Consider the following 24,887-nt stretch of genomic DNA (forward strand, 5'->3'; position numbering starts at 1 on the left):
CCGAGGAGACCCTCGTGCGGGGCACCGCCCCACACCACCCAGCCCCGCCGGCGATTGAGGCGCCCCACCTCGGCAGGGAAGCCACACCACCGAGCACCCCGCAGGGGCACCGCAGGGAAGCCACACCACCGAGCCGACCGCAGGGGCAGCGCAACGTACCCTCCCCGAAGGGACTCGGCTCCTGAAGTACCCCCATCCGCACACCACTCCGGAGGAGACATGGCCCCACGAGTGCACGCCGCCCAGGCGACCGGCATCGTCACCCTCACCCTGGACTCCCCGGGCAACCGCAACGCCCTTTCCGCCGGCCTCGTCGCCGAGCTCCGCTCCGCGCTCGCCGCCACCGCCGCGGACCCCGCCGTCCGGGCCGTCGTCCTCACCCACACCGGCACCACCTTCTGCGCCGGGGCCGATCTCAAGTCCCCCTGCGACCCTGCCGACTTCCTGGCCCTGCTCCGCGAGACCGCCGAGCTGCCCAAGCCCGTCGTCGCCCGGGTCACCGGCCACGTCCGGGCCGGCGGCCTCGGGCTGCTCGGTGTCTGCGACATCGCCGCCGCCGGACCGCAGTCCTCGTACGCCTTCACCGAGACCCATCTGGGCCTCGCCCCCGCGGTGATCTCCATGCCGCTGCTGCCGCGCCTCGACCCGCGCGCCGCCGCCCGGTACTTCCTCACCGCCGAGGCCTTCGACGCCACCGAGGCCGCCCGGATCGGACTGCTCACCCTGCACGGCGAGGACGTGGACGCGGCCCTGGAGCCCGTACTCGCCGGCCTGCGCAAGGCCTCCCCGCAGGGGCTGGCCGCGACCAAGGCACTGACCTCCGCCGCCGTACGGGAGGCCCTCACCCGCGACGGCTCCCGCCTCACCGAGCTGTCCGCCGGACTGTTCGCCTCCGACGAGGCCCGCGAAGGCATCACCGCCCGCTTCGAGCGCCGGGAACCGTCATGGTCGCTGTGACCGGCCCCAAGCAGGCGCGCAGCCGCGTCACCCGCCGCCACCTCCTGGAGGCGGCCGTGTCCTGCCTGGCGGAGCACGGCTGGGCCGGTTCGACCGTCTCGGTCGTCGCCGAACGGGCCGGGGTCTCGCGCGGCGCCGCCCAGCACCACTTCCCGACCCGCGAGGACCTGTTCACCGCGGCCGTCGAGTACGTCGCCGAGGAACGCTCCACCGCCCTGCGCGACCTCTTCCACGCCGACCCGGCCGCCCGCCCCGCCGTGGTGGAGGCGCTGGTCGACCTGTACACCGGCGCCCTCTTCCGGGCCGCCCTCCAGTTGTGGGTGGCCGCCTCCAACGAGGAGCAGCTGCGCCCCCAGGTCACCGAACTGGAGGCCCGGGTCGGCCGCGAGACCCACCGCATCGCCGTCGAGCTGCTGGGTGCGGACGAGTCGGTGCCGGGCGTACGGGAGACGGTGCAGGGCCTGCTGGACATGGCGCGGGGCCTCGGCCTGGCCAACGTGCTCACCGACGACACGGCCCGCCGGGCCCGGGTGGTGGCCCAGTGGTCCCGGATCCTGGACGCGGCCCTGGGCTGAGGCGGCGGGAACGACAAGGGCGCCGCACCCCGCCCGCGGGATGCGGCGCCCGACCTGCCCAGCGGCTGCGCGACTACGCGGTCTCGGCGATGTCCGCGTAGCCCTCGATCTCCTGCGGGTTGCGCCGCCCCGGCCCGATGTAGCGGGCCGAGGGCCGCACCAGGCGGCCCGTGCGCTTCTGCTCCAGGATGTGCGCCGACCAGCCTGCGGTACGGGCGCAGCTGAACATCGACGTGAACATGTGCGCGGGGACCTCGGCGAAGTCCAGCATGATCGCGGCCCAGAACTCCACGTTCGTGGCGAGCACCCGGTCCGGGCGGCGCTCGTGCAGCTCCTCCAGCGCGGCCTTCTCCAGCGCGGCGGCCACCTCGTAGCGCGGCGCGTCGAGCTCCTTGGCCGTGCGCCGCAGCACGCGGGCGCGCGGGTCCTCGGCGCGGTAGACGCGGTGGCCGAAGCCCATCAGCCGCTCGCCCTTGTCGAGGGCCTTCTTCACGTACGCGACGGCGTCGCCGGTGCGCTCGATCTCCTCGATCATGCCGAGCACGCGGGACGGGGCCCCGCCGTGCAGCGGCCCCGACATGGCGCCCACCGCGCCGGACAGCGCGGCGGCGACGTCCGCGCCGGTCGACGCGATGACCCGAGCCGTGAAGGTGGAGGCGTTCATGCCGTGTTCGGCGGCCGAGGTCCAGTAGGCGTCGACGGCCTTGACGTGCCGCGGGTCCGGCTCGCCCCGCCAGCGGATCATGAACCGCTCGACGACGGACTCGGCCTTGTCGATCTCCCGCTGCGGCACCATGGGCAGGCCCTGGCCGCGGGCGGACTGGGCGACGTACGACAGCGCCATCACGGCCGCGCGCGCGAGATCGTCGCGGGCGGTCTGCACGTCGATGTCCAGCAGCGGTTTCAGACCCCACACGGGGGCGAGCATCGCGAGCGCGGACTGGACGTCGACACGGATGTCACCGGAGTGGACCGGAATGGGGAAGGGCTCGGCGGCCGGCAGGCCCGGGTTGAAGGCACCGTCGACCAGCAGGCCCCAGACGTTCCCGAAGGAGACGTGGCCGACGAGGTCTTCGATGTCGACGCCCCGGTAGCGGAGCGACCCGCCTTCCTTGTCGGGCTCGGCGATCTCCGTCTCGAACGCGACGACCCCTTCGAGCCCGGGTACGAAGTCGGACATCAGGCGGCTCCTCAGATAGTGCGAACACGCGCGGCTCCCGGCGTGACTCGCGGTCCGGCGCGGTCATCCCCGTTGATGCCCGGCACGGCCGTCGGTCACCCACTCGGGGACCTTCGGACCGGCCCCAAGATTTTGGCCGTTCCGCCCCGACTGCGGAAGCGTGACATACGGCACACCGTCACCGGTCCGGCTGCGGCAGGATGGCCAGCGTGACCGATCAGGACATGGACCCCGCCATGATGCGCAAGCAGTACCGCTCGGAGATCGTCGACGAGGGGAGTCTCGCCGCGCATCCGATGGACCAGTTCGCCCTCTGGTTCCAGCAGGCCGCCGACTCGCACCTCTTCGAGCCGAACGCCATGGTCGTATCGACGGCCACCCCGGACGGACGGCCCAGTTCGCGGACGGTGCTGATGAAGCAGTTCGACGGCCGGGGCTTCGTCTTCTTCACCAATTACGCCTCCCGCAAGGGCCGTGAGCTGGCCGAGAACCCGCACGTCGCGCTGCTCTTCCCCTGGCACCCGATCGCCCGCCAGGTGATCGTCACGGGTACGGCGGCCCGTATCGGCCGCGACGAGACGGCGGCGTACTTCCGCTCCCGCCCGCACGGCTCCCAGCTGGGCGCCTGGGCGAGCGAGCAGTCCAGCGTGATCGAGTCCCGTGCGGAGCTGGACCGGCGCTACGCCGAGCTGGAGGCCCGCTACCCGGAGGGCGAGCAGGTGCCGGTCCCGCCGGAGTGGGGCGGCCTGCGGGTGGTCCCGGAGGCGGTGGAGTTCTGGCAGGGCCACGAGAACCGCCTGCACGACCGTCTGCGCTACGTCCTGGACGGGGACGAGTGGCGCGTGGAGCGGCTCTGCCCGTAGCCGTGGGGCGCCGGGGGTCGCCCGGGTCCTGCTCACCCCGAGGGGGAGCGGTGAACGCAGGCGACCCGCGGGCTCGGGTTTCTCTCCTGCAGTGAGAGAAGCCGGCCGGACGTACCGGCGAGCCCGCGGGTCGGGTGACTGCTTGGGATTGGCGCCAGGCGATTCCGCCGGGCACCGCACTGGGTGCGTGCGACGACGGGCGCTTAGCCCGCAGTCACCTCACGCGTCCGGTTTCCGTACATTTCGGGAACCACCTCCCTTCTCGTGTAAGTCAGAGCCTAGGCAGGCGTCGCGGGAGCCACAACTGTTTATTTCCCCGCCGGGGCGGGGGAGGGCGGCGCCTGAACGGATCAAGATCCAAGGGGGAGGCATGCCGGAAGTGATGCAGCCGCGCGAGTACCGGAGGGGACCAGGGGACTGGCGTTTTCACGCCGCGATCGCCCTCGGGCTGGGGGCCCTCTGCCCGAAGCTCCAGGACGGGCCGTGGTCCGATGGGGTCACGTGGCTGCTCACCAGCCTGACCCTGGTCCTTGGCGCACTCGGCTGGTACAGCCTGACGCGCAGATTCACCACCGTCGACGATCACGGCGTCACCACGGGCACCTGGTGCCGCGTGAGCCGGCTCCCCTGGGACGAGATCCATGACATCCGCGCCGTTGCCGTGGCCGAGTTCGCCACTGGGCCAGGACCCTCACGTACGCCTACCGATCCGACGGTCAGCGCGTCCTCCTGAGGTGCGTGGACGGCGACCTGCCAGTCCTCGACCTGGAAGTCGCCGTCCTCCGGTCCCTCCTGCGGGAGCGGCGCCGGGCCGACTGGGCGCCGGACCCGCGGGCGGAGCCGCACATCGCCCGCCAGATGGCGCGGGAAGGTCGGACGGATCGTTTCATCCTCTGGATGACGGGGTGGCGGGGGGTCGTCGTGGCCCTCGTCCTCGTCGGGGCGGGGTTCATCGGCTACCACGTGCTCTTCGGCGGCTCCTGACCGGATTTCCCGCACCCAATCCGGCGAAAGCGGTGTGGTGTGGGTCACGTTCGAGTTCAATGATCTGACGTGCCGCATACGCGAACACCTGCTGGGGGTTCCAGGTGAGTGCTTACGGACGTGACGAGACCGCTGACGATCTGCTCGCAGCGCTGCTGGACGGGATGGACGCCGCCCTGTGCGCGTTCGACTCCGACGGCGTGATCACCCACTGGAACCGCGAGGCCGAGCGGATCCTGGGCTGGACCGCCGGCGAGGCCGTGGGCCGCAAGGGCTTCGAGGGCTGGGCGGTGCGGGCCGCCGACGCGCACGACGTCCAGGACCGGCTGATGGCCGCCCAGCACGCGCCCGGCCGGCAGGTGCACGAGTTCGCGCTGCTGACCAAGGACGGCGGGCGCGTCCTCGTACGGACCCAGTCCGCCGGGGTGCCGGGCGCGGACGGGAAACCCGCCGGGGTGTACTGCGCCTTCAGCGAGGTGCACGCCCAGATCGACCTGGAACGCTCCATCGCGCTGAGCGAGGCCCTGATGGAGGACGCCTCGTGGGGCGTCGTCCTGGTCGACGTCGACCTGCGGCCCGCCGTGGTCAACGCGCACGCCGCACGGGCCTTCGGGACCGGCCGCACCGCACTGCTCGGGCGGCCCCTGGGAGAACTGCTGACCCAGGGCGTGGAGGAGTTGGAGGGCGCGCTCCAGCACGTGCTCGCCGAGGGGGCCCCGCCCGCGCCGGTGGAGATGTGGGTGTCGGTGCGCACGCCCGAGGGGGTGCGGCGCAGGTGCTGGCGGTGCGGGTTCCTGCGGCTGGCCTCGCCGCTCGCGGAGGAGCCGGTACCGCTGGGCGTCGGCTGGCTGTTCCAGGACGTCACCGAGGCCCGCCAGGAGCAGCTGGACACCGCGCAGCTGCGGTTCCGCTCACACCAGCTCCACCGTGCGGGGCGGGCCGCCGCCGAGTGCGAGGATCCGGCCGAGGCGGCCGCCGTACGCCTGGACTTCGCCCTCGCCGGCTTCGCCGAGCACGCGCTGCTGGACGTACTGGACCCCACGGCCGACCCCGAGCGGCGCAGGCTCGTACGGTCCGCCGCGTCTCCGCCGGCGCTGCCGGGCCCCGGGTCGATCCCCGTCCGGTACGCGGCCGGGCACCCGGCGCTGCAGGCCCTGGACCGGATCGGCTCGGTGCGCACCAGCGCCCCGCGGGGGGAGGCGGGCGCGGAGTGGGCGCGGGCCCGCCAGTGGCCCGAGGGCGCCGCGCACGTGCTGTGCACGGTGCTGCGGAGCCGGGGGCGGACCCTGGGGGCGCTGACGTTCGTGCGCGGGCCCTCGCGGGCGGCCTTCGAGCGTGCGGACGCGGAGTACGCGGAGGAGGTCGCGGCCCGGGTCGCGGCCGACCTGGACCTGGCGGCGGGTCCGGCCGGCCCGGAGAAGGGCTGAACGCGGCCCGGGTCCCGGCAGGCGCGGTCGCCGCCGGGCCAACTCCCCGTGGAGCGCTGTCCGTCGGGTGCGGCGAGGTGCCGGGCCGGGCGGGCCGGGCGGGCCGGGCCCGGCGGGATCCGGAAGAGACGGCCTAGTGCCGGAAGAAGATCCGGTCGCCGTACTCCTGCATCACGCGGCCGTTCCACTCGTGGCCGCCGTCGACGTTGCCCGAGCGCAGCAGCGGGGGCTCCACCCCGCGGGCGGCGAGCTCGCCGGCCGCCGCCGCCATGACCGCCTGCATGATCGCGCTGGTGACGACGGTGGAGGCGGGGGCGAAGGGCGCGTCGATGCCGTCGAGGGTCAGCTCGGCGTCGCCGACCGCGATCTTGCTGTCGAGGACGACGTCGCAGTGGTCCTTGAGGAAGGTGCCGGAGACGTGCCGTGACTTGGTCCCGGTCGCGTACGCCACCGAGGTCACGCCGATGACCTTGAGGCCGATGGCGCGGGCGTTCATCGCCATCTCGACGGGCAGGGCGTTGCGCCCGGAGAGGGAGATGATCACGAGGACGTCGCCGTCGGAGGCGGGGCTGCTGTCGAGGACGGCGCCGGCCAGGCCGTCGACGCGTTCCAGGGCGCTGCCCAGGGTCGCGGGCATGACGTCGACGCCGGCGGTGCCGGGGACGGCGAGGAAGTTCATCAGGGCCAGGCCGCCGGCCCGGTAGACGACGTCCTGGGCGGGCAGTGAGGAATGCCCGGCGCCGAAGGCGAAGAGCCGGTTGCCGGCGGCGACCGCGTCGGCGATCAGGGAGCCGGCCTCGGCGATGTGCGGGGCTTCCTCGTCCCGCACCCGTTCCAGCAGACCGATGGCGGCGTCGAAGAACTGACCGGCCAGCTTGCTCTCGCTCATACGCCGATGGCCCTTCCAGGGGTGGGGGAGCGTCCGTGTCCGCCGCTCACCGTGCGGTCTGGACCAAGGGCGTGTCAATACGAACGTCAATCCCGGGCCGAAAGCTCTGGTCGCGCGCCCCGGACATCCTCGGATGATCTTCCCGGGGATGTCCGGGAGATGTCCGGGAGCGGTCTTGACCCACGGCACGGGACGGTTGTCGGCCCGATGCGTCAGAATTGGGGGCAGGGCCAGCGCACGCAATCCGAGGGGCACGAATGTCCGGACTGATCGATACCACGGAGATGTATCTCCGCACCATCCTCGAACTGGAAGAGGAAGGCGTGGTCCCCATGCGCGCCCGCATCGCCGAGCGGCTCGACCAGAGCGGTCCGACGGTGAGCCAGACGGTGGCGCGCATGGAGCGGGACGGCCTGGTGGCCGTCGCCAGCGACCGGCACCTTGAGCTGACGGAGGAGGGGCGCCGACTGGCCACGCGTGTCATGCGCAAGCACCGGCTCGCGGAGTGTCTGCTCGTCGACGTGATCGGCCTGGAGTGGGAGCAGGTGCACGCGGAGGCCTGCCGTTGGGAGCACGTGATGAGCGAGGCGGTGGAGCGGCGGGTGCTGGAGCTGCTGCGTCACCCGACCGAGTCGCCGTACGGGAACCCGATCCCGGGGCTGGAGGAGCTGGGTGAGAAGGCCGAGGCGGACCCGTTCCTGGAGGACGGCATGGTCAGCCTGTCCGAGCTCGACCCGGGGACCGAGGGTAAGACCGTGGTCGTCCGGCGGATCGGTGAGCCGATCCAGACGGACGCCCAGCTGATGTATACGCTCCGGCGGGCGGGCGTGCAGCCCGGCTCGGTGGTGAGCGTGACCGAGTCCCCGGGCGGTGTGCTGGTCGGCAGTGGTGGTGAGGCTGCCGAGCTGGACGTGGAGGTCGCCTCGCACGTGTTCGTGGCGAAGCGCTGACCCCTGGCGCGTCGGCGTTCGCCTGACGGCGTTCGCGGCGGCGCGGATGTGCCGGTGGACCGGTCCGTACGAGCTGTGCCCCGGGGGGTTCTGTCCCACGGGTCGCGACCCGTTCGGATGACCAGCCCTTGGTGTGGGCGGTCCCGGCGCCTTTCGGCGCCGGGACCGGTCCTCCCCTTGTGACCTGGAGCCCCGAGCTCTCAAGGTCGTCCCCTCGGACCGTCTTCCCCGATCGGCCCGCCTCCCTGTTGAAAGGATCTCCATCGGCAGCGGCGGTCAATCCTTGAGCAAGGTCACTCGAAAGAGCGGTGTTGTGGGCGAGAAACCCGTTTTCGAATACGGGTTCGATAGTCTGGCGGGGAGCGAAGGGGGTGCATCTGCGGTGGTACAGCGCGTCGATGTGACAGGGGCCGAAGGCGTGCGCCTGGCCGCCTGGGAGTTCCGCGAAGCAGAGGCCGGACCCGACACCCGCCCCGGGGTGCTGTTACTGCACGGCCTGATGGGCCGCGCCTTCCACTGGGCGGGCACCGCCCGCTGGCTCCGCGAGCGCCGCCGGGTCGTGGCCCTGGACCAGCGCGGACACGGCCAGAGCGCCCGTCCGCCCGCCGCCCCCGACGGCACCCCGACCTCCCTGGGCCGCGAGGCCTTCGTGGCCGACGCCGAAGCGGCCGTCGAGCAGCTCGGCCTCGCCCCCGTGACGCTGATCGGCCACTCCATGGGCGCCCTCACCGCCTGGCAGCTCGCGGCCCGCCGCCCGGACCTGGTCGAAGCCGTGGTCATCTGCGACATGCGCGCCTCCGCCCTGGGCGCGGCCTCCCAGCAGGAATGGGAGGACTGGTTCCGTCACTGGCCCCTGCCCTTCCCCACCCAGGACGCGGCCCGCCGCTGGTTCGGCGAGGACGACCCCCGGGTGGAACGCCCCGACCCCGGCCGTGGCGCCTTCTTCGCCGAGGTCATGCACGAGGCGTCGGACGGCTGGCGCCCGGTCTTCTCCCGCCGCCAGATGCTGACCGCCCGCGAGACCTGGGTCCACGACGCCCACTGGGAGGAGCTCGCCCAGGTCCGCTGCCCGACTCTGGTGGTCCGGGGCCTCGACGGCGAACTGGGCCGGGCCGAGGCCCAGGAAATGGTCCGCGTCCTCCCGGCCGGCCAGTACGCGGAAATCCCCGACGCGGGCCACTACCTCCACTACGACCAGCCGACAGCCTGGCGCGAGGTCCTGGAACCCTTCCTCGACGGCATCAAGGCCGAGGCCCCCTGACCGCCCGAAGACCCCGCCCCGGCGCCGACTGTCCCACCGGCAACGGCCCCGGGGCTCTGATCAGGTGGGATCGAAATACCAGAACATCGCGGCCTCGGTCTCGTTGACGGCGATCAGGTCCGTCGCGGTTGCCGGCCGGGGGCCCGTGTCAGCGGTCTGTCAGCGGGCTGTTCGGGGGGTGTCAGGGGGCGGCTTCATGGTGGCGGCGTCGCCAGGCAAGCCCGAGAAACGAGGTACCCCCGATGGACGCCGTCGCCGCCCTGCAGCTCCTGATCGCCGCCGCCTTCCTGAGCATCCCCGTCGTCCGCAGCCGCTACGGCGCCCGCGCCCAGGCCGCCGTCGAGGCCGAGTTGGGGCGGCAGGGGGCGCGCACCACCGTCATGGCCGAGAACGGCATGCGGCTCGACGCCGGCGGGCACGAGACCTGGGCGCCCGTCGGGATCGCGGCGGCCCTGGTCCTGTCCGCCGTGCTCGGGATCGCCGGGAGCTCGTGGACCGGGACGGTGTCCTGGGTCGTCCAGCCGCTCGTCATCCTCGTGAACTGCGTGATCCTCTACTCGAACCTGACCGCCGTGCCGTCCGTGACCGCCGCCTTCGCCAAGTCCGGCGACACCGAACTGCAGCGCATCGACGTCAGGTCCATGCTCCGTGCCGCCGAGGACGGCTTCCCCGACTGGGTGATGCCGTACCTCCAGAACCTCCGGCACGTCGTCGTCTTCGCGGGCTCGATCGCCGTACTCGTCCTGCTCGCCGCCAACTGACGCCGGAACCACGGCAACGGGCCGGCCTCCGCCCCCGCAAGGGGATTCGGAGGCCGGCCCGTTCCGGCGTGGTCAGTGAGTGGTCGGTGGTCAGCCCTTGCTGACCGCCCACAGGATCTCCGGGAGCTTGCGCGCCACCGTCGGGGCCGCGAGCCGCAGACCCGTCCACGTGGCCAGTGCGCCCCAGGCCGCACCCAGCGGGAGCACGATCCAGGAGATGTCCTGGTGGCCGTCCGTTGTGAGCCAGATCGTCAGGGCGATCACCGGGGCGGAGACCACCGCCGAGACCAGCAGCCCGGCGAAGATGCCCGCCCAGGCGAGCCCGCCCTGACCCGGGGCGACGTTCTTGAAGGCGCCGTCCGACGGGATCGAGTACGGGAAGCGGGCCGAGGCCAGCGCCCCCGTGCAGAGCATCGAGCCCAGCAGGGCGAGGGCCACGCCGGTGGCCGCCGGGAGGGCGGACCATTCACCGATCACCGCAGCCGTGATCACGGTGACCAGGATCGTGTACGGGACGGTGACCAGGGCCAGCGCGGCGGCCCGCGCGCGCAGTTCCACGTACGCGTCACGCGTGGAGGAGATGGTCTGCGCGACCATCCAGAAAGCCGAGGTGTCCTGGCCGAACTGGTTGTACATCTGCATGCCGAGCATGCCCGCGCCGAAGCAGCCGAGGTAGACGGATCCCGAGCCCTGGAGGGCGTTGAAGACGGGGATGATCAGGCCGATCGCCAGCGCGGTCACCCAGGACGCCTTGGTCTTCGGATCGCGGACGGCGTAGCGCAGCGTGCGCTGCATGGTCGCGCCCGTCCGGCCGGCGGGCAGCAGGGACCACAGGCCGCCCGCGCCGCGGTCCTTCGCCGGCCGGGCCGCCGTGAGGGTCGAGCCGTCCGGGGTGACCATCAGCCGGGTCAGGCTCCGCTCCCAGAACCACAGGAGGGCGGCCAGGGCGGCCAGGGTCAGGGCCAGCTGGGCGGCCGCCACCCCGTACGCGCCTTCGCTCGCCGAGTCCACCATGCCGACGGCGGTCGCCGGCGGCAGCCAGCGCACCACGGCCTCGACGGGTGCCAGGGAGGCCAGGCCGCCCGACTGGAACAGGCTCTGACTGGCGAAGTTGGCCAGCTGCCCGCCCACCGCGATCAGCAGGCCGCTGAGCACGGCCAGGTCCCGCCCCTTGCGGCTGGTCAGCAGCCGCACGTTGGCCGTGGCCACCGCCCGCGCGAGGGTCACGCAGCCGAGCACCAGCAGGGGCGCGGCCACCACGGCGGCCACCGCGCCGGCGGCGCCGCGCGCGACGGCCAGTACGGAGCCGATGGCCAGGCACAGCGTGAACAGCGGCCCGATGCCGACCAGAGAGGAGGCGAGGAGGGCCCGTACGAGAGGACGCGGGCGCAGCGGCAGCATGACCAGCCGGCTCGGGTCGAGGGTCTCGTCCCCGGTGGGGAAGAACAGCGGCATGAAGGCCCAGCCGAGGGCCAGGATCGCGGCCAGCAGGACGACGACCGTGCCGGCGTGGGCGTTCCCGTGCAGCAGGGCCAGGCCGAGCGTCACGAAGAAGCCGACGACCAGGGCGAAGGCGAGCGTCGAGAAGTAGGCGGCCTTGCGCTTGGAGGAGCCCTTCAGGCCGTTGCGCAGCAGCGACAGCTTGAGGCGGACGAACACCGGGGTCAGCGGGACCGACGCGACGGACGAGGTCCCTGCGGACCCCGTGGCCCCGGTGGATCCGGTGGCGGGTGTGGTCACTGTGCCGGCCGGGCCGGCGGCCGGGTTGGCGGGCGAGGTCATCGCGATCCCGCCCCGGAGCCGCCGCCGAGCCAGTCCAGCGAGTCCCCGGCCGCGTCGCGCCCGTGCGCGCCGACCAGTTCGAGGAAGGCGGCCTGCAGCGAGGGCGCGGAGCCCCGTACGTCGGCCAGCGGGCCCGCGGCGCGGATCCGGCCGGCGGCCATCACGGCCACCCAGTCGCACAGCGACTCGACGAGCTCCATCACGTGGGAGGAGAAGATGACCGTGGCGCCGGAGGTCGTGTAGCGCTCCAGCACCCCGCGGATGGTCTGCGCCGACACCGGGTCGACGCCCTCGAACGGCTCGTCGAGGAAGAGCACTTCGGGGTTGTGCAGCAGCGCCGCCGCCAGGCCGATCTTCTTGCGCATGCCGGTCGAGTAGTCCACGACCAGCTTGTGCTGCGAGCCCGCGAGGTCGAGGACGTCCAGCAGCTGGGTCGCCCGCTTGTCGGTCTCCTCGCCCGGCAGCCCGCGCAGCCGGCCCATGTAGCCGAGCAGTTCGCGCCCCGACAGCCGCTCGAAGAGCCGCAGGCCCTCGGGCAGTACGCCGATCCGCGCCTTCACCTCGGTCGGGTCCGCCCACACGTCGTGTCCCGCGACGTGGACCCGCCCCATGTCCGGGCGCAGCAGCCCGGTCACCATCGACAGCGTGGTCGTCTTGCCCGCGCCGTTCGGGCCCACGAGACCGATGAACTGCCCGGCGGGCAGCTCCAGGTCGATCCCGGCGACGGCCACCTGGACGCCGAAGCGCTTCCACAGACCTTCCACCCGCACGGCGGGCGGCGCGGATCGCGCGCCACCCGTCCCGTACGTTCCACCCGTCGCATTGCCTTGGTCCGGCATGCGCCCGCCTCCCGTTTACGTCCCCGTTGGTCGTTCCTTCTTCACCATAGGAGGAGGGGGAGAGGCCTGAGCAGTTACTTATGTCATGAGTTTTCGCCCTGATTTCGCAGGTCCGGCAGGCGAGTTCCGGGTTCTGAGCTCTGAGCTCTGAGCTCCGAGCTCCGGGGTCAGCCCTGGCGGCGCTTGCGTTCCGCCGCGGCCTCGCTGCCGCACGCGTACGCCAGCGCGTCGATGAGCTCCTCCGTGTCCGGCAGCCACCGGTTCGCCGGCGTGGGCCGCCGTGCCCACTGGACCGAGCCCCGGCCGCCGAAGCGGGTGGGGGGCGCGGCCACGTACTCGCCCTCGCCCCGCGCCACCAGGTCGATCGTGGCGGCCGGCCAGCCCAGCTTGCGCACCAGGTCGGGCACCTTGACGCCGGCCCCGGGCAGGACGAAGAACAGCATCCGGTGGTCGGGCGTGAGGGTGACCGGCCCGAGGGTGCGCTCCATGCGCTCCAGCCGTGCCAGCGCGAGGAACCCGGCCGATTCGGGCACGTCCAGCGCGTCGAACGTCCGGCCCGTCGGCAGCAGGATCGAGGCCTGCGGGTGCTTCGCCCAGATCCGCCGGACCTGCACCGCGCTGCCGGTGGCCTGGGCCGCCCAGTCCTTCACCGCCGGGTGCGCGCCGGGAGCCGGGCAGTCCGCCGCCCCGCAGGAGCACAGCTCGCGGCCGTCCCCGGGCTCCAACCAGGTGCCGGCGAAGACATCCCAGTGCCGTTCTTCCGCGTACCGCACGGCATGGTCCAGCAGCTGCTCGCCGCGCTGCTTGGGGATGGGTGCGGTCTCCGTGACTCCGATGGTCTCTTCCACGCCCATCACAACTCCTCGGGTCACCCGGGGTTACGGGCGTAAACCAGGCGGCGGGCGGAGCATCGATCCTGCATACGGGGCGCACTGATGCACGCGTGGGGGCGCGTAGGAGGCCGGGGCGCCGGAGTTGGGTAGCGACACGACGCAGAGCGGAAGATTCTCCGCACATCAGGCGGGAAGTGATCATTCCAACGGATCACCCGCGGTCAGCAGGGGGTTTTCATGGCAGCCAGGCCTCTCGTCGCCCGCCAGCCGAACGAACGGCTGCAGGCGCTCATCCAGGAAGCCGGGTGCTCCAACGCCGGGCTCGCCCGGCGCGTGAACATGTGCGGGGCCGAACACGGCCTCGATCTCCGCTACGACAAGACCTCCGTGGCCCGGTGGCTGCGCGGCCAGCAGCCGCGCGGCCGGGCTCCCGGAATCATCGCCGAGGCGCTCGGGCGCAAGCTCGGCCGGACCGTCACCATCGACGAGATCGGCATGGCCAACGGGAAGAACCTCGCCTCCGGCGTCGGCCTGCAGTTCTCCCCGACCGTCATCGGCGCCATCGAGCAGGTCTGCGAGCTGTGGCGCAGTGATGTCGGCCGCCGTGACTTCCTCGCGGGCTCCAGCGTGGCCGCCTCCGCGCTCGTGGAGCCGAGCCGCGACTGGCTGATCACCGGGGCCGACACCCAGGTCGCCCGCAGCGGCGGCTCGCGCGTCGGCATGCCGGACGTGGAGGCGGTCCGGGCGACCACCGAGGCCCTCAAGGACCTCGACCACCGCTTCGGCAGCGGGCACGTCCGGCCGGTGGTCGTGCACTACCTCAACTCGGTGGTGTCCGGACTGATCGGCGGCTCCTACCGGGAACCCGTAGGGCGGGCCCTGTTCGCGGCGGTGGCCCGGCTGACGGAGCTCGCCGGCTACATGGCGGTGGACACGGGCCAGCCGGGCCTGGCCCAGCGGTACTACATCCAGGCGCTACGCCTCGCCCAGGCGGCGGGGGACCGGGCGTACGGGGGCTACGTGCTCGCGGCGTCCATGAGCCACCTCGCCGCCGAACTGGGCAACCCGCGGGAGATCGCGCAGCTGGCGCGGGCCGCCCAGGAGGGGACGCGGGGGCAGGTCACCCCCCGGGTCGAGGCCATGTTCTACGCGGCCGAGGCGCGCGGCCACGCGCTGCTCGGGGACACCCGGGCGACGGCGGTGCTGTCCGGGCGGGCGGTGAGCGCGCTGGAGCGGGCGGAGCCGGAGTCGGGTGACGACCCGGTGTGGATCCGCCACTTCGACGCGGCGTATCTCGCGGACGAGCTGGCGCACTGCCACCGCGACCTGGGCCAGGCGGACGCGGCGGCCAGGCGGGCGGAGGAGGCCCTGCGGGGCCTCCCGGCGGGCAAGGCGCGCCGCCGGGCCATCGGGCTGCTGCTGCTGGCGGCGGCGCAGGTGCAGCAGCGGGAGGTGGAACAGGCCTGCCTGACGGCGACGCAGGCGGCGGAACTGCTGGAGGGGCTCCGCTCGAACCGGGGCGTGGAGTACCTGGACGACTTCCGGGCGCGGCTGGAGCCGTACCGGGAGGAGGCGGCGGTGCGGGAGTTCGCGGCGCGGCTGGAGGTGACGGCGTAGGGGTGTCTTGTCGGTCTGGCGCCGCGAGCCCGGCCTGATCGGCAGGACACCCGGCCTGGGCGGGCCGGACGGGGTTCGGGGTGCTCTCACCGTGGCGGTGCGTGACGGGGTAGCGTGACCTGACGGTTCCGTAGGGTCGGGCGAGTCGGAGAAGGAGTCCCGGTGACGCAGAGCGGACAAGGGGGCGCCCCCCAGCCGGGTGCCCCGTGGGGTCCGGACCCGGCGTCCGGATACCCGGCGTACCCGGAGCAGCAGCCACAACAACAGCAGCAGTACCCGCAGCCGCAGCCGCAGCAGTACCCGCAGCCGCACCAGCACCAGGAGCAGCCCCAGCAGCAGCCCCAGCAGCAGCCCGGGGCCGCGTACGGCTATCCGCAGGCCTATCCCGGCCCGGAAGCCTCGCCCGGGCATGTGGTGGGGCCCGGCTACGAGGGGCCGGGGGACCCGCACGGCTACGGCTACCCCCCGCTGCCGGAGGCCGCGACGCAGTACATTCCGCCGGTCCCGGCGGCTCCCGGGCATGACGAGGCGGCGACGCAGTACATTGCGCCGGTCCCGGCGGCTCCCGGGCATGACGAGGCGGCGACGCAGTACATCCCGCCGGTCCCGGCCGCTCCCGCGCACGAGGAGGCGGCGACCCAGTACATACCGCCGGTCCCCGCAGACCGCGCCGTGGACGGGTTCGACGGGCTCTTCCGGGGTGACGACTCCGCCGGGCACACCCAGCACCTGCCGCCGGTCCAGGAGCCCGTGCTGCGTCAGCCGCCGCCGCGCCCCCAGCCGCCCCGCCAGCAGCAGCCGCAGCAACCGCAGTACCAGCAGCCGCACCCGCACCCGCAGCAGCAGTACGCCCCGCCCCCGCCGCCCCCGGAGCCCGCGCGCAAGGTCTCGCCCGCGATCATCGGCGCGGTGGTCATCGGCCTGGCCGTCGTCGGGCTCGGCGTCGGCTCGCTGCTCGCCGACGGCAAGCCGCAGAACAACGACCCCGGCGCGGTCGCCGCCGCCCCGACCGCGAGCGGCGACCCCGCTGCCCCCGGCGGCGTGGCCCCCGTCGACCCGGGCCGCCCGCAGGCCGTCCAGCTGGACAAGCTCCTCGCGGACAGCAACGACAGCCGGGCCGCGGTGATCAAGGCCGTGGAGGACATCAAGGGCTGCAGCAACCTCGACCAGGCGGCCGCCGACCTGCGCGACGCGGCCCGCCAGCGCGAGGAGCTCGTCACCCGCCTCCAGGAGCTGAAGCTGGACCAGCTCCCGGACCACGCGAAGCTGTCCGCGTCCCTGACCAAGGCCTGGCAGTCCTCCGCGGATGCCGACGACAGCTACGCGGCCTGGGCGGACGACGTGGACGACGACAAGTGCAAGGACGGCAAGGCCAAGGTCACCAAGAACGCCTCCGAGGGCAACAAGTCGAGTGGCGAGGCGACGAAGGCCAAGGAGTCCGCCGCGACCCTGTGGAACGCGATCGCCGGCAAGTACGGCCTCACCAAGCGGGACAAGACCCAGCTCTGAGCCGTTCCGCTCAGGCCATGGGCGGGGCCGTCACCAGGGTCGGGGTCATGTCCAGGGACTGCTCGCCGGGCTGCGCCACGAGCCGCCCGGCCTGCACGATCTGGAAGGTGACCCGGCCGTTGACGATGCGGGGGAAGCCGGCGACGGCGCGCATGTCCTGGTAGCGCCAGCTCAGGTTCGGGGTGAGGCCTCCGGTGTTGACCGGCTGCGCCTCGTTCAGGGCGCGCTTGACCACGCGGCCGGTGACGGGCTCGTCCCCCTTGAGGCCCTTGAGGATCTCGCTGAGCACGGTGTACGCGATCCAGGTGGTCTGCGCCCCGCTGTCGTCGGGGTCGACGTTGTCGTCGCCGAAGGCGAACTCGGAGACCACCTTGCGCATGGGCTCCCACAGGGGATCGGCGGCCACCGGGTACCAGCTGGTCAGGTACGCCCCCTCGAAGGGGCTCTCCTTGCCGCCCGTGCGGTCCACCAGGGACTGGCTGACGCTGCCCAGGACGGAGGAGATCTGCGGCTTCTTGCGCTGGGCGTCGGTCCGGCGGAAGGCGTCGAAGAAGGTCTCGGTGCGCTCGCCGAGGACGGCGGTCACGCAGCCCTTCTCCTTTTCCTTCTCCTTGCCGGTGCCGCTGGTGTGCGCGAGGGCTTCGCGGGCCTGCGGTCCGAAGTCGGCGGAGTCCTCGGCGGCCCGGATGTCGGAGGCGTCCGCCATCTTGTTGGCCCGCAGCCCGGCGTTGAGCAGAACGGGCAGGGTGTCGCCCGCGAGGGTGTCCGGGCGGACCAGGGCAACCTGGTTGCAGGCGCGGCTCAGCTGGTGGCCGGCGCCGGCGATGAGGACGGGCTGGCCGCCGTTGACCGGGTAGGACAGGGGGGACTGGAACTCCTCGGAGGAGACTCCGTAGCCACCTATGAAGGGGATGCCCTCCGCCTCCAGCGGGGCCATGAAGGCGCGTCCGTGCTGACTGTAGGAGCCGACGACGGCGACGGCTTTCTCGGCGACGGCCTTGCGGGCGCAGTCGGCGGCGCCGGAGGGCGTGTTCTTCTCGTTGCAGGTCAGTACGCGCAGTTTGTGGCCGTTGATCCCGCCCTTGGAGTTCACCCAGCGCTCGTACGCCTTGGCCATGCCGGTCATTCCAGGCATGTTGGTCGCTTTGGTGTCTTCAGGGGCGAAAGTCATGACGGTGACGGTTCCCCCGGAGCCCTCCGAGCCGCCGGGGAGCACCCCGCACCCGGCGATGAGACACGCACCCATCGCCGTGGCCACGAAGGTGCGGGAGCGGGATGCGGCGCGTCGCGAGATGGTCATGTCCGTGCACCATTCCGCCCCACCGGTAACTGTCGAGTGAGATGGACACAACATCGGGTGACGCCCAGGTGAATTGCAGGGGCGCAGTCCCCCTGGGTGCTTCAAGATCGCATCGAACGGGAACGTACGATCGAAAGCGTGACATTCGCCCAAGGTTCGAAGAACTCTTCCCGACGCGGTGGCCGCTCCTCCACCATGGGCGGCATGCCCCTCAACGACATGCCGTGGTGGCGCTGGCGCAGCAACGTGCGCTCGGCGCTGCACATGCTTTCCGATCCGGTCTTCCACGAGGACACCTGGCTGACCGGCGACGAGGCGTACGGCGACATCACCGACGCCGTGTACCGGCTCGTCGAGGACACCTGGCTCGACAGCTGGTCCGCCGAGAAGTACGTCGGCACGATCTTCCGTGACTCGCAGGAGGCGGCCGTCGTCGACCTCGCCGTGCTGCGGGTGCTCCGCATCCTTCACCAGGTCGGGCCCGACGCCCCCGTCTCCGCCTACCTGGAGCACCACGCGTGGCCCGAGGCGGTGCGTGCCGCGCGCGAGGCGCACGTACGACTGGCGGAAGCCGACGGGGACGACCCCGACGTGCGCCCCGCATCGCTCGATGTGTTGAAGATCCTCACCCGCGCGGTGTGAAAGGCTGTGCGGTCATGAGCGACCCGCACACCGAGGCCCAGGCCCAGCCCCAGTACGTCCTGACCATGTCCTGCCCCGACAAGCAGGGCATCGTGCATGCCGTGTCGAGTTACCTCTTCATGACCGGATGCAACATCGTGGACAGCCAGCAGTTCGGAGACCGGGAGACCGGGCTCTTCTTCATGCGGGTGCACTTCGAGGCCGAGCCCCCGGTGACGGTCGAGAAGCTGCGCGCCAGCTTCGCCGCGATCGGCGACTCTTTCAAGATGGACTGGCAGATCCACCGCTCCGAAGAGCGCATGCGGATCATCCTCATGGTGTCCAAGTTCGGGCACTGCCTGAACGACCTGCTGTTCCGCACGCGGATCGGCGCCCTGCCGGTCGAGATCGCGGCCGTGGTCTCCAACCACACCGACTTCGCCGAACTGGTCGGCTCCTACGACATCCCGTTCGTGCACATCCCCGTCACGAAGGACACGAAGGCGGAGGCGGAGGCGCAGCTGCTGGAGCTGGTGCGCGCCGAGAACGTCGACCTGGTGGTCCTGGCGCGCTACATGCAGGTGCTGTCCGACAAGCTCTGCACGGAACTGAGCGGGCGGATCATCAACATCCACCACTCGTTCCTGCCGAGCTTCAAGGGCGCGAAGCCGTACCACCAGGCGCACGCGCGAGGTGTGAAGCTGATCGGCGCGACCGCGCACTACGTGACGGCGAACCTCGACGAGGGGCCGATCATCGAGCAGGAGGTCGAGCGGGTGGGCCACGAGGTGACCCCGGACCAGCTGGTGGCGGTCGGGCGGGACGTGGAGTGCCAGGCGCTCGCGCGCGCGGTGAAGTGGCACAGCGAGCACCGCGTGCTGCTCAACGGTGCCCGCACGGTCGTCTTCGCGTAGCGAAGTGCAGCCCCGCCGGCGCTTGAGGCGCGGGGGTCTGGGGCAGCGCCCCGGGAAGCCGGCCGCAGGGGCCCGATACCGGTGTGAGGCGCGGTGGGCCCGTGCAGGCCGACTGCTGGGGGCGCTGCCCCCAGACCCCCGCGCCTCAAACTCCCCCAGCTACCGCTGGGAGGTGCCCCCTGGCGAGGCTGCGTTGTGCCGGCCGGGCCGGATGTACTGCCGAGCGCGCCGCAGGCGTTACGCGTCGGGGGCTTCCACACCGCAGTAGCCCGCGAAGGCCGCCAGGATCTCGTCCTCCGAGATGCGGCCGTCGCGGTCCGCGTCCAGGGCCGCCGCCACCTGGGTGGCCAGCTCAGGGGCGGTGCCCAGGACGCGCAGCACCCGGGCCGCGTTCGGCGGGGTCGCGCCGCCGCCGTCCTCGTCCGCCACCGCGATCACAGCCCGCAGGAACGGCCGCGCGATCTCCGCGAACCGCTCCGGGTTGTCGCGCAGCCGCTTCGCCGCCCCGGTGATGAACTCCTCGCGGGACACCCGCTGGTCCCCGTCGACGTCCGCGATGCCGGCCATTCCCTGCCAGAAGGCCTCGGCGCCCGCGAAGACGGCCTGGCCCTTGTCCGACCGGGCGGTGGTGCCGAATTCGGCCAGGACGGCCTTCGCGGCCGCGCTGAAGTCCTCCCGGTCGATATACCCGGACCCGTCCTGGTCGAAGGTGGCGAATCGGGCGGCGATCTTGCGCTCGTATTCTGCGCTGTCCATTTCGGCGTTCCGCCTTCACATGTGCAGTGGGGTTCAGATCAAGACAAGGCAGGAGCGTAAGCCCTATGTGGCCTGAGCGTTAAGCGAAGTGGTCGAGGAGGCGGCCGCATCGAACCCGCGCACGGGGAGCGCGATGGGGCGCGTACACCTGTCCCCATGTGCCGTCGGGCGTACCACCGTTCACGCCCTGCCACGCCCCTATCACGCAGGGCGCACTTCCAGGGTGAGGTTCTTCCAAAACAGGCGCGATCTGCCATGTGCCCACTACATTCGTTGAGTCGACACACGGCTGGGGGCATTCATGCCGAAGGACGCACCACCGCGCTGGGACCGTCGCATGCAGCAGCGACTCGCCCGTGGCGAGGCTGCCGCGCTCGGGGAGCTGTACGACCGCTTCGCCTCGCTCGTGCACAGCCTGGCGCACCGGGTGCTGGGCGACGAGAAGGCGGCGGACCGGATCACCCGCGAGGTCTTCGGCTACATCTGGGAGAACCCGGACGCCTACGACCCCAAGCAGGGCTCCATGCGCTCCTGGGTCGCCCGGATCACCCAGGGCCAGGCGGTGGCCCGGCTGCGCCAGGCCGAACTGGGCCGCGGCTCACGCGAGGAGCTGGAGCAGAAGGTGCGCAGCGCCAACGCGGCCGCCCGCGCCGACTACATCGTCACCTCGATGCCCGCACCCCTGCGCGCCGCGCTGGAACTCGCCTACTTCAAGCGGCGCGACTATCGGCAGGCCGCCGCCGACCTGCAGATCAGTGAAGACGAGGCGCGGCGCAGGCTGCGGCTCGGGCTGCAGTTGCTGTCGACCGCCAACGCCCTCCCGCAGGAGGAAACCGCCCGGTCCGGATATGGAACGACTCGATGAACGGCCCTCCCCAGTCGCCCGATGACGGATACGCGCGTCCGGGCGGCCGGCCGCGGATACCGGGTCCGCGCGGGGCCGCGGACGACCTCGACCCGGGCCACGCGCCGCGGTCGATGCCGCCACCGCCGCCGCCGTCCGAGGTGCCGCCTCCGCCTTCGCACGCCGTGCTGAAGTCCCTGCTCGGGGCGTGGGCGCTGGCGGCCTGCTCGTCCGAGGAGACCCAGGCGGTGGAGGACCACCTCACCGAGTGCGCGCCCTGCGCGGAGGAGGCGCTGCGGCTGCGCGACGCGGTGGGGCTGCTGCACCCGGAGGAGAACCTCGACCTGAAACCGCTGCTGCGCTCGCGCGTCCTGGAGGACTGCCTGGGCAAGCGGCCGGCCCGCATTCCGGTGCCGGTGTGGGCGAGTCCGTACGACACCGAGACCGCGCGGCTCGACGCGCTGCTGCAGGATTTCGGGGACTCGGAGTGGCACACCCCGGTGCGGCTCAAGTGGTTCGAGGAGGAGCGGCGTCGGTCGCAGCGGACCACGGTGGCGGGGGTGATCGGCCATCTGCTGACCGTGGACGGGCTGATCGCCTCGGCGCTGGGGCTCGACGACCCGCTGGGTCCGGACGCGCCGAAGGGCGGGCCGACCGTGCGGACGGAGCACTTCTGGGGTGCGACTCCGTACCCGGTCACGCGGCAGGTCCGCGACCCGTGGCGGGAACAGGGCCACACGCTGGTGCGTACGGTCTCCTTCGCCGGCCGGGGAGTCGCCGAGCTGGCGGTGGACTACGGCGGCTTCGCGCTGCCGCTCGGGGACGCGTTCCTGGAACGGGCCTTCGAGTGCTGGGTGCACGCGTGGGACATCGCGGAGGCGGTGGACTACCCGTACGAGCCGCCGGCCGGCCCGCACCTGCACCGGATGATCGACCTGGCGGCGCGGCTCCTGCCGGGCGCGCTGGCGCAGCGCAGACGCGCCGGCCTGGCGGCCCCGGCGCGGGGCCTGGTCGCGGCGGGTGCGCCCGGGCGGACCCTGCACCTGGAGATCGAGGGCTCGGGCGGCGGTGGCTGGGACATCGCGCTGGACTCGCCGGGAGCGAAGCCGTCGCCGGAACGCACGGTGGCGGAGATCGCCCTGGACGGCATCGAGTTCTGTCAGCTGGCCGCCGGGCACATCTCCCCGGAGGAGGCGGCGGTGGGCCAGCACGGTGACCGCGAGGCGATCCGCGACGTCCTGTTCGCGGCGGCGTCACTGAGCAGGCTGTAGGGGGCGGGTCGGGGCGGGGCGGGGGTACGGCGGGGGCTCGGGTAGTCGGGAGCTGCTCGATCGGTATCAGGGATGGGTATGGGGGTTTCCCGTCAGTCCCATCGTCCCTCCGTGTCGGGCCGGTCCCTCAAGGGCGCTCCTTCGTCGCGTCACTGCGTGATGGCCTTCGGCCACCCTTGACCGACCGTCCCGCCCCGGAGAAACGAAAGACTGCCGGGAAGCCCCCAAAGGAACGGGCCGGGAGTTAAAGGATCAGGACGGGGCGGCCAGCGATGCGCGAGGAGACCCCCCGTAGGCACGGTCCAGAGACGGGGCCCATCACAGACCAGCATCCGCGTCGGGGGAAGCGCGCCCAATCGCTACGCGCTCCTCACGCCTTAGCGTCCGACGACCGTCTGGGGCTGGACATAGGCCGCCTCGGATCGCTACGCGCTTCTCCATGACTGCGTCCGACGGCCGGCAGGGGCTGATGAGAGCTGCTGAGAAGGGCGGACGGCCGGCAGCTCGGCTATTCCGTCGTAGAACCGGGTCAGCGCGAGCGTCACCCCATAACCTCGCGGCTAAACAGGGGTAATTGGGGCAAATGGTCGGCCTTCTGGCCCACCCACGTGCGCTGACCCGCACCCACGACGGCATAGCCGCTGTCCAGCCCGTCTTTACCCCAGTCGGCCGTCAGGCGCCTCGGATGAGGAGCGCCTGTGGGGTGTGGGTGGCCTGTGTCCGGCCCCAGACGGTCGTCGGACGCGTGGCGGGTGGGGGACCGAGGCTGTGGGCGGTTTGTGTCCAGCCCAGGACGGTCGTCGGACGCTGAGCGATGAGGAGCGCGTAGCGATGTGGCGCGCCCCGCCGACTCGGCAGGGCGCCGTCATGGGCCCCGTCTCTCGGTCGTGCCCACCGGGATCTCCTCGCGGATCTCTGGCCGCCCCGTCCTGATTCTTGAGTGCCCGGCTCGTTCCTTTGGGGGTTTCCCGGCTGTCCTCGTATGTCCGGGGCGGGTCGGTCGGTCAAGGGTGGAGCGCAGCGACATCGCGAAGCGACGCGACCGAAGGGAGCGCCCTTGAGGGGCCGGCCCGAACCGGAGAGACGATGGGACTGACGGGAAGCCCCCATGCGCGACTCTGATGCCGGTCAGGTGGCTCCTGCACGCCGCCCCCGCCCCCGCCCTTCGGCCCCCGCCCTTCGGCCCCCGCCCCGCAGGGCTACGCGTACCGCTCGCGGAGCTTGTACTTCAGGATCTTGCGCAGGGCCTCGTTGCGGGGAAGGGCTTCCAGGAGTTCGAGTTGTTCCGGGAGCTTGTGGGTGGCCAGGCCTTGGGTGCGGAGGTAGGCCGTCAGCTGGGGGAGGGTCAGGGGGGCGGCTCCCGGGGGTTGTTCCACCACCGCGCAGACGCGTTCGCCGCGGGTCGGGTCCGGGAGGCCGATGACCGCCACGTCCGTGATGCCCGGGAGCTGGTGGAGGAGGTCCTCGATCTCCTTCGCCGAGATGTTCTCGCCCTTGCGGATGATGACGTCCTTGCTGCGCCCGGTGAGGACCAGGTAGCCGTCCCGCGTCAGGTGGCCGAGGTCGCCCGTGATCAGGTAGCCGTCGGGGTCGAAGGCGTCCGCCGCCCCGTCGCGGTTCAGGTAGCCCCGGCAGACGGCCTCGCCCCGCAGGCGGACCTCGCCGTCGGTGCCCCGGGGGAGCTCGGTGCCGTCCGGTGAGGTGATGCGGATGGACATGCCCGCCGGAGGGCGGCCCTCGGTGGTCGCGAGGTTCTCGGCGGTGTCGTCCGGGGAGCCCATGGTGATCATCGGGACCTCGGTCATGCCGTAGCCGTGGGTCAGCTGGCAGCCCAGCTCCCGTACGACCGCGTGGTAGATCTCCGGCGGCTTGGGGGCGCCGCCGCCCGCCAGGAGACGCAGGGTGGGGAGGAGGGGGACGCCCGGGGCCTTGCGCTGCTCGGTCAGGAACATGGAGTAGAAGGCGGTGGAGCCGCCGGCCACGGTGACCCCGTGGCGGCGGTAGCCGTCCAGCGCGCCGGGCATCGCGAACTTCTCGAAGAGCACCGCGGGGAAGCCGTACAGCAGGAGCATCACCAGGTAGTCCGGGCCGCCTATGTGCGCGTACGGGAAGGCCATGGAGCCCACGTCGGACGGGCTCAGGTGGAGGGCGTGGGCGAGGCAGGAGCCGCCCGCGATCAGGGAGCGGTCGGTGTGCAGGACGCCTTTGGGGTCGGAGGTGGTGCCGGAGGTCCAGTAGATCCAGCGGACGCCGGTGCCGGAGGCGGGCGGCGGGGGGAGTACGGCCGGGTCGCCGTCGGGGAGGTCCGCGTAGGCCTCGAAGACGCCGCGCGCGCCGAGGCGGGCGGCCATGGCGGTGTGGTCGAAGCCGCGCCAGGTTCCGGGGACGGCGAAGTACTCGGCCTTGGACTCGCGGAGGGCGAAGCCGACCTCGCGGTCCCGGTAGAAGGGGATGACGGGGGTCTGGACGGCGCCGATCCGGGCGAGGGCGACGGAGAGCAGCACGGTCTCGATGCGGGTGGGGAGCTGCCAGGCGACGACGGTGCCGGGGCGCACGCCCATGGCGTGGAGGCCGGCGGCGACGCGTTCGGAGCGGTCGCGCAGTGCGCCGAAGGTGAGCCGGCGGTCGTGTGCGGGGTCCTCGGCGGCTTCGGTCAAGGCGGTGGCGTCCGGGGTCAGCGCGGCCCGGCGGGAGATCAGTTCCCACAGGGTCCGGGACCGGCTCAGTTCTGTCGCGGTCGCGGTGTCCGTCATC

General features: G+C 72.4%; 23 protein-coding genes. 15 read left to right on the top strand and 8 right to left on the bottom strand.

The window, feature by feature from the left end:
* Nucleotides 1-219 precede the first annotated feature (219 nt).
* Both ACFY0D_RS38335 and ACFY0D_RS38340 read left to right on the top strand, forming a co-directional pair.
* Entirely contained in the window at nucleotides 220-957 is a 738-nt protein-coding gene (locus tag ACFY0D_RS38335) for an enoyl-CoA hydratase family protein (protein WP_390802509.1), read from the top strand.
* Entirely contained in the window at nucleotides 945-1,532 is a 588-nt protein-coding gene (locus ACFY0D_RS38340; RefSeq protein WP_390802510.1) for a TetR/AcrR family transcriptional regulator, read from the top strand. The genes ACFY0D_RS38335 and ACFY0D_RS38340 overlap by 13 nt, the downstream gene beginning before the upstream one ends.
* A gap of 73 nt (nucleotides 1,533-1,605) precedes the next feature.
* Here the strand turns inward: ACFY0D_RS38340 and ACFY0D_RS38345 are convergent, their stop codons facing one another.
* Nucleotides 1,606-2,712: a citrate synthase 2 gene (locus tag ACFY0D_RS38345; protein ID WP_390802511.1), complete on the bottom strand. Its 1,107-nt coding sequence runs from the start codon at nucleotides 2,710-2,712 to the stop codon at nucleotides 1,606-1,608.
* Nucleotides 2,713-2,912: 200 nt separating this feature from the next.
* On the opposite strand from ACFY0D_RS38345, the gene pdxH reads away from it, so the two are divergent.
* From pdxH to ACFY0D_RS38365, 4 genes are all read left to right on the top strand, one after another.
* Nucleotides 2,913-3,575 (top strand): pyridoxamine 5'-phosphate oxidase, encoded by a 663-nt coding sequence (pdxH, locus tag ACFY0D_RS38350; RefSeq protein WP_390802512.1) that lies wholly within the window; start codon nucleotides 2,913-2,915, stop codon nucleotides 3,573-3,575.
* Nucleotides 3,576-3,945: 370 nt separating this feature from the next.
* Nucleotides 3,946-4,308 carry a PH domain-containing protein gene (locus ACFY0D_RS38355; RefSeq protein WP_390802513.1) on the top strand — a complete coding sequence of 121 codons (363 nt, stop codon included), beginning with the start codon at nucleotides 3,946-3,948 and terminating at the stop codon, nucleotides 4,306-4,308.
* A 5-nt stretch (nucleotides 4,309-4,313) separates the two neighbouring features.
* The gene (locus ACFY0D_RS38360; RefSeq protein ID WP_390802514.1) at nucleotides 4,314-4,559 is read left to right on the top strand and encodes a hypothetical protein; all 246 of its coding nucleotides are present in this window, start codon (nucleotides 4,314-4,316) and stop codon (nucleotides 4,557-4,559) included.
* A 104-nt stretch (nucleotides 4,560-4,663) separates the two neighbouring features.
* Nucleotides 4,664-5,986, top strand: coding sequence for a PAS domain-containing protein (locus ACFY0D_RS38365; RefSeq protein WP_390802515.1), 1,323 nt, complete (start codon nucleotides 4,664-4,666; stop codon nucleotides 5,984-5,986).
* A gap of 133 nt (nucleotides 5,987-6,119) precedes the next feature.
* Here ACFY0D_RS38365 and ACFY0D_RS38370 read toward each other — a convergent pair whose 3' ends face one another.
* Nucleotides 6,120-6,875 (bottom strand): SIS domain-containing protein, encoded by a 756-nt coding sequence (locus ACFY0D_RS38370; RefSeq protein ID WP_351149799.1) that lies wholly within the window; start codon nucleotides 6,873-6,875, stop codon nucleotides 6,120-6,122.
* A 257-nt stretch (nucleotides 6,876-7,132) separates the two neighbouring features.
* Here ACFY0D_RS38370 and ACFY0D_RS38375 point away from each other — a divergent pair, with 257 nt between their 5' ends.
* From ACFY0D_RS38375 to ACFY0D_RS38385, 3 genes are all read left to right on the top strand, one after another.
* Complete coding sequence (locus ACFY0D_RS38375; protein ID WP_030390665.1) at nucleotides 7,133-7,825, top strand: metal-dependent transcriptional regulator; 693 nt, start codon at nucleotides 7,133-7,135, stop codon at nucleotides 7,823-7,825.
* Between the two features lie 382 nt (nucleotides 7,826-8,207).
* Nucleotides 8,208-9,086, top strand: a complete 879-nt coding sequence (locus ACFY0D_RS38380) for an alpha/beta hydrolase (RefSeq protein WP_351149802.1) — start codon at nucleotides 8,208-8,210, stop codon at nucleotides 9,084-9,086.
* A gap of 242 nt (nucleotides 9,087-9,328) precedes the next feature.
* A complete protein-coding gene (locus ACFY0D_RS38385) occupies nucleotides 9,329-9,847 on the top strand; it encodes a hypothetical protein (RefSeq protein WP_390802516.1) in 519 nt (172 codons plus the stop codon).
* 90 nt (nucleotides 9,848-9,937) lie between these two features.
* Here ACFY0D_RS38385 and ACFY0D_RS38390 read toward each other — a convergent pair whose 3' ends face one another.
* The 3 genes from ACFY0D_RS38390 to ACFY0D_RS38400 form a co-directional block, all read right to left on the bottom strand.
* Entirely contained in the window at nucleotides 9,938-11,629 is a 1,692-nt protein-coding gene (locus tag ACFY0D_RS38390; protein ID WP_390802517.1) for a transporter, read from the bottom strand.
* A complete protein-coding gene (locus ACFY0D_RS38395) occupies nucleotides 11,626-12,468 on the bottom strand; it encodes an ABC transporter ATP-binding protein (RefSeq protein ID WP_390802518.1) in 843 nt (280 codons plus the stop codon). The genes ACFY0D_RS38390 and ACFY0D_RS38395 overlap by 4 nt, the downstream gene beginning before the upstream one ends.
* Before the next feature lie 167 nt (nucleotides 12,469-12,635).
* Nucleotides 12,636-13,316 carry a bifunctional DNA primase/polymerase gene (locus ACFY0D_RS38400; RefSeq protein WP_301374635.1) on the bottom strand — a complete coding sequence of 227 codons (681 nt, stop codon included), beginning with the start codon at nucleotides 13,314-13,316 and terminating at the stop codon, nucleotides 12,636-12,638.
* A 222-nt stretch (nucleotides 13,317-13,538) separates the two neighbouring features.
* On the opposite strand from ACFY0D_RS38400, the gene ACFY0D_RS38405 reads away from it, so the two are divergent.
* Nucleotides 13,539-14,918 carry a transcriptional regulator gene (locus ACFY0D_RS38405; protein ID WP_328962824.1) on the top strand — a complete coding sequence of 460 codons (1,380 nt, stop codon included), beginning with the start codon at nucleotides 13,539-13,541 and terminating at the stop codon, nucleotides 14,916-14,918.
* Nucleotides 14,919-15,080: 162 nt separating this feature from the next.
* Nucleotides 15,081-16,427, top strand: coding sequence for a hypothetical protein (locus tag ACFY0D_RS38410; RefSeq protein WP_390802519.1), 1,347 nt, complete (start codon nucleotides 15,081-15,083; stop codon nucleotides 16,425-16,427).
* A 10-nt stretch (nucleotides 16,428-16,437) separates the two neighbouring features.
* Here ACFY0D_RS38410 and ACFY0D_RS38415 read toward each other — a convergent pair whose 3' ends face one another.
* The gene (locus tag ACFY0D_RS38415; protein ID WP_390802520.1) at nucleotides 16,438-17,727 is read right to left on the bottom strand and encodes an ABC transporter substrate-binding protein; all 1,290 of its coding nucleotides are present in this window, start codon (nucleotides 17,725-17,727) and stop codon (nucleotides 16,438-16,440) included.
* A gap of 195 nt (nucleotides 17,728-17,922) precedes the next feature.
* Here ACFY0D_RS38415 and ACFY0D_RS38420 point away from each other — a divergent pair, with 195 nt between their 5' ends.
* Both ACFY0D_RS38420 and purU read left to right on the top strand, forming a co-directional pair.
* On the top strand, nucleotides 17,923-18,369 hold the full coding sequence (locus ACFY0D_RS38420) for a hypothetical protein (RefSeq protein ID WP_301374636.1): 447 nt from the start codon (nucleotides 17,923-17,925) through the stop codon (nucleotides 18,367-18,369).
* Nucleotides 18,370-18,383: 14 nt separating this feature from the next.
* The gene (gene purU / locus ACFY0D_RS38425) at nucleotides 18,384-19,262 is read left to right on the top strand and encodes a formyltetrahydrofolate deformylase (protein ID WP_382549612.1); all 879 of its coding nucleotides are present in this window, start codon (nucleotides 18,384-18,386) and stop codon (nucleotides 19,260-19,262) included.
* 237 nt (nucleotides 19,263-19,499) lie between these two features.
* On the opposite strand, the gene ACFY0D_RS38430 is transcribed toward purU, so the two are convergent.
* Entirely contained in the window at nucleotides 19,500-20,018 is a 519-nt protein-coding gene (locus tag ACFY0D_RS38430; RefSeq protein ID WP_301370098.1) for an EF-hand domain-containing protein, read from the bottom strand.
* 301 nt (nucleotides 20,019-20,319) lie between these two features.
* Between ACFY0D_RS38430 and ACFY0D_RS38435 the strand changes: the two genes are divergently transcribed.
* Together ACFY0D_RS38435 and ACFY0D_RS38440 are read left to right on the top strand one after the other, a co-directional pair.
* The gene (locus tag ACFY0D_RS38435; RefSeq protein WP_053173621.1) at nucleotides 20,320-20,883 is read left to right on the top strand and encodes a sigma-70 family RNA polymerase sigma factor; all 564 of its coding nucleotides are present in this window, start codon (nucleotides 20,320-20,322) and stop codon (nucleotides 20,881-20,883) included.
* Complete coding sequence (locus ACFY0D_RS38440) at nucleotides 20,880-22,133, top strand: zf-HC2 domain-containing protein (RefSeq protein ID WP_390802521.1); 1,254 nt, start codon at nucleotides 20,880-20,882, stop codon at nucleotides 22,131-22,133. Before ACFY0D_RS38435 ends, ACFY0D_RS38440 begins: the two co-directional genes overlap by 4 nt.
* 1,199 nt (nucleotides 22,134-23,332) lie before the next feature.
* On the opposite strand, the gene ACFY0D_RS38445 is transcribed toward ACFY0D_RS38440, so the two are convergent.
* Complete coding sequence (locus ACFY0D_RS38445) at nucleotides 23,333-24,886, bottom strand: AMP-binding protein (RefSeq protein ID WP_390802522.1); 1,554 nt, start codon at nucleotides 24,884-24,886, stop codon at nucleotides 23,333-23,335.
* Between the last annotated feature and the right edge of the window lies 1 nt (nucleotide 24,887).

Source organism: Streptomyces sp. NPDC001502, assembly GCF_042894785.1.
Taxonomy (GTDB): Bacteria; Actinomycetota; Actinomycetes; order Streptomycetales; family Streptomycetaceae; genus Streptomyces; species Streptomyces kutzneri.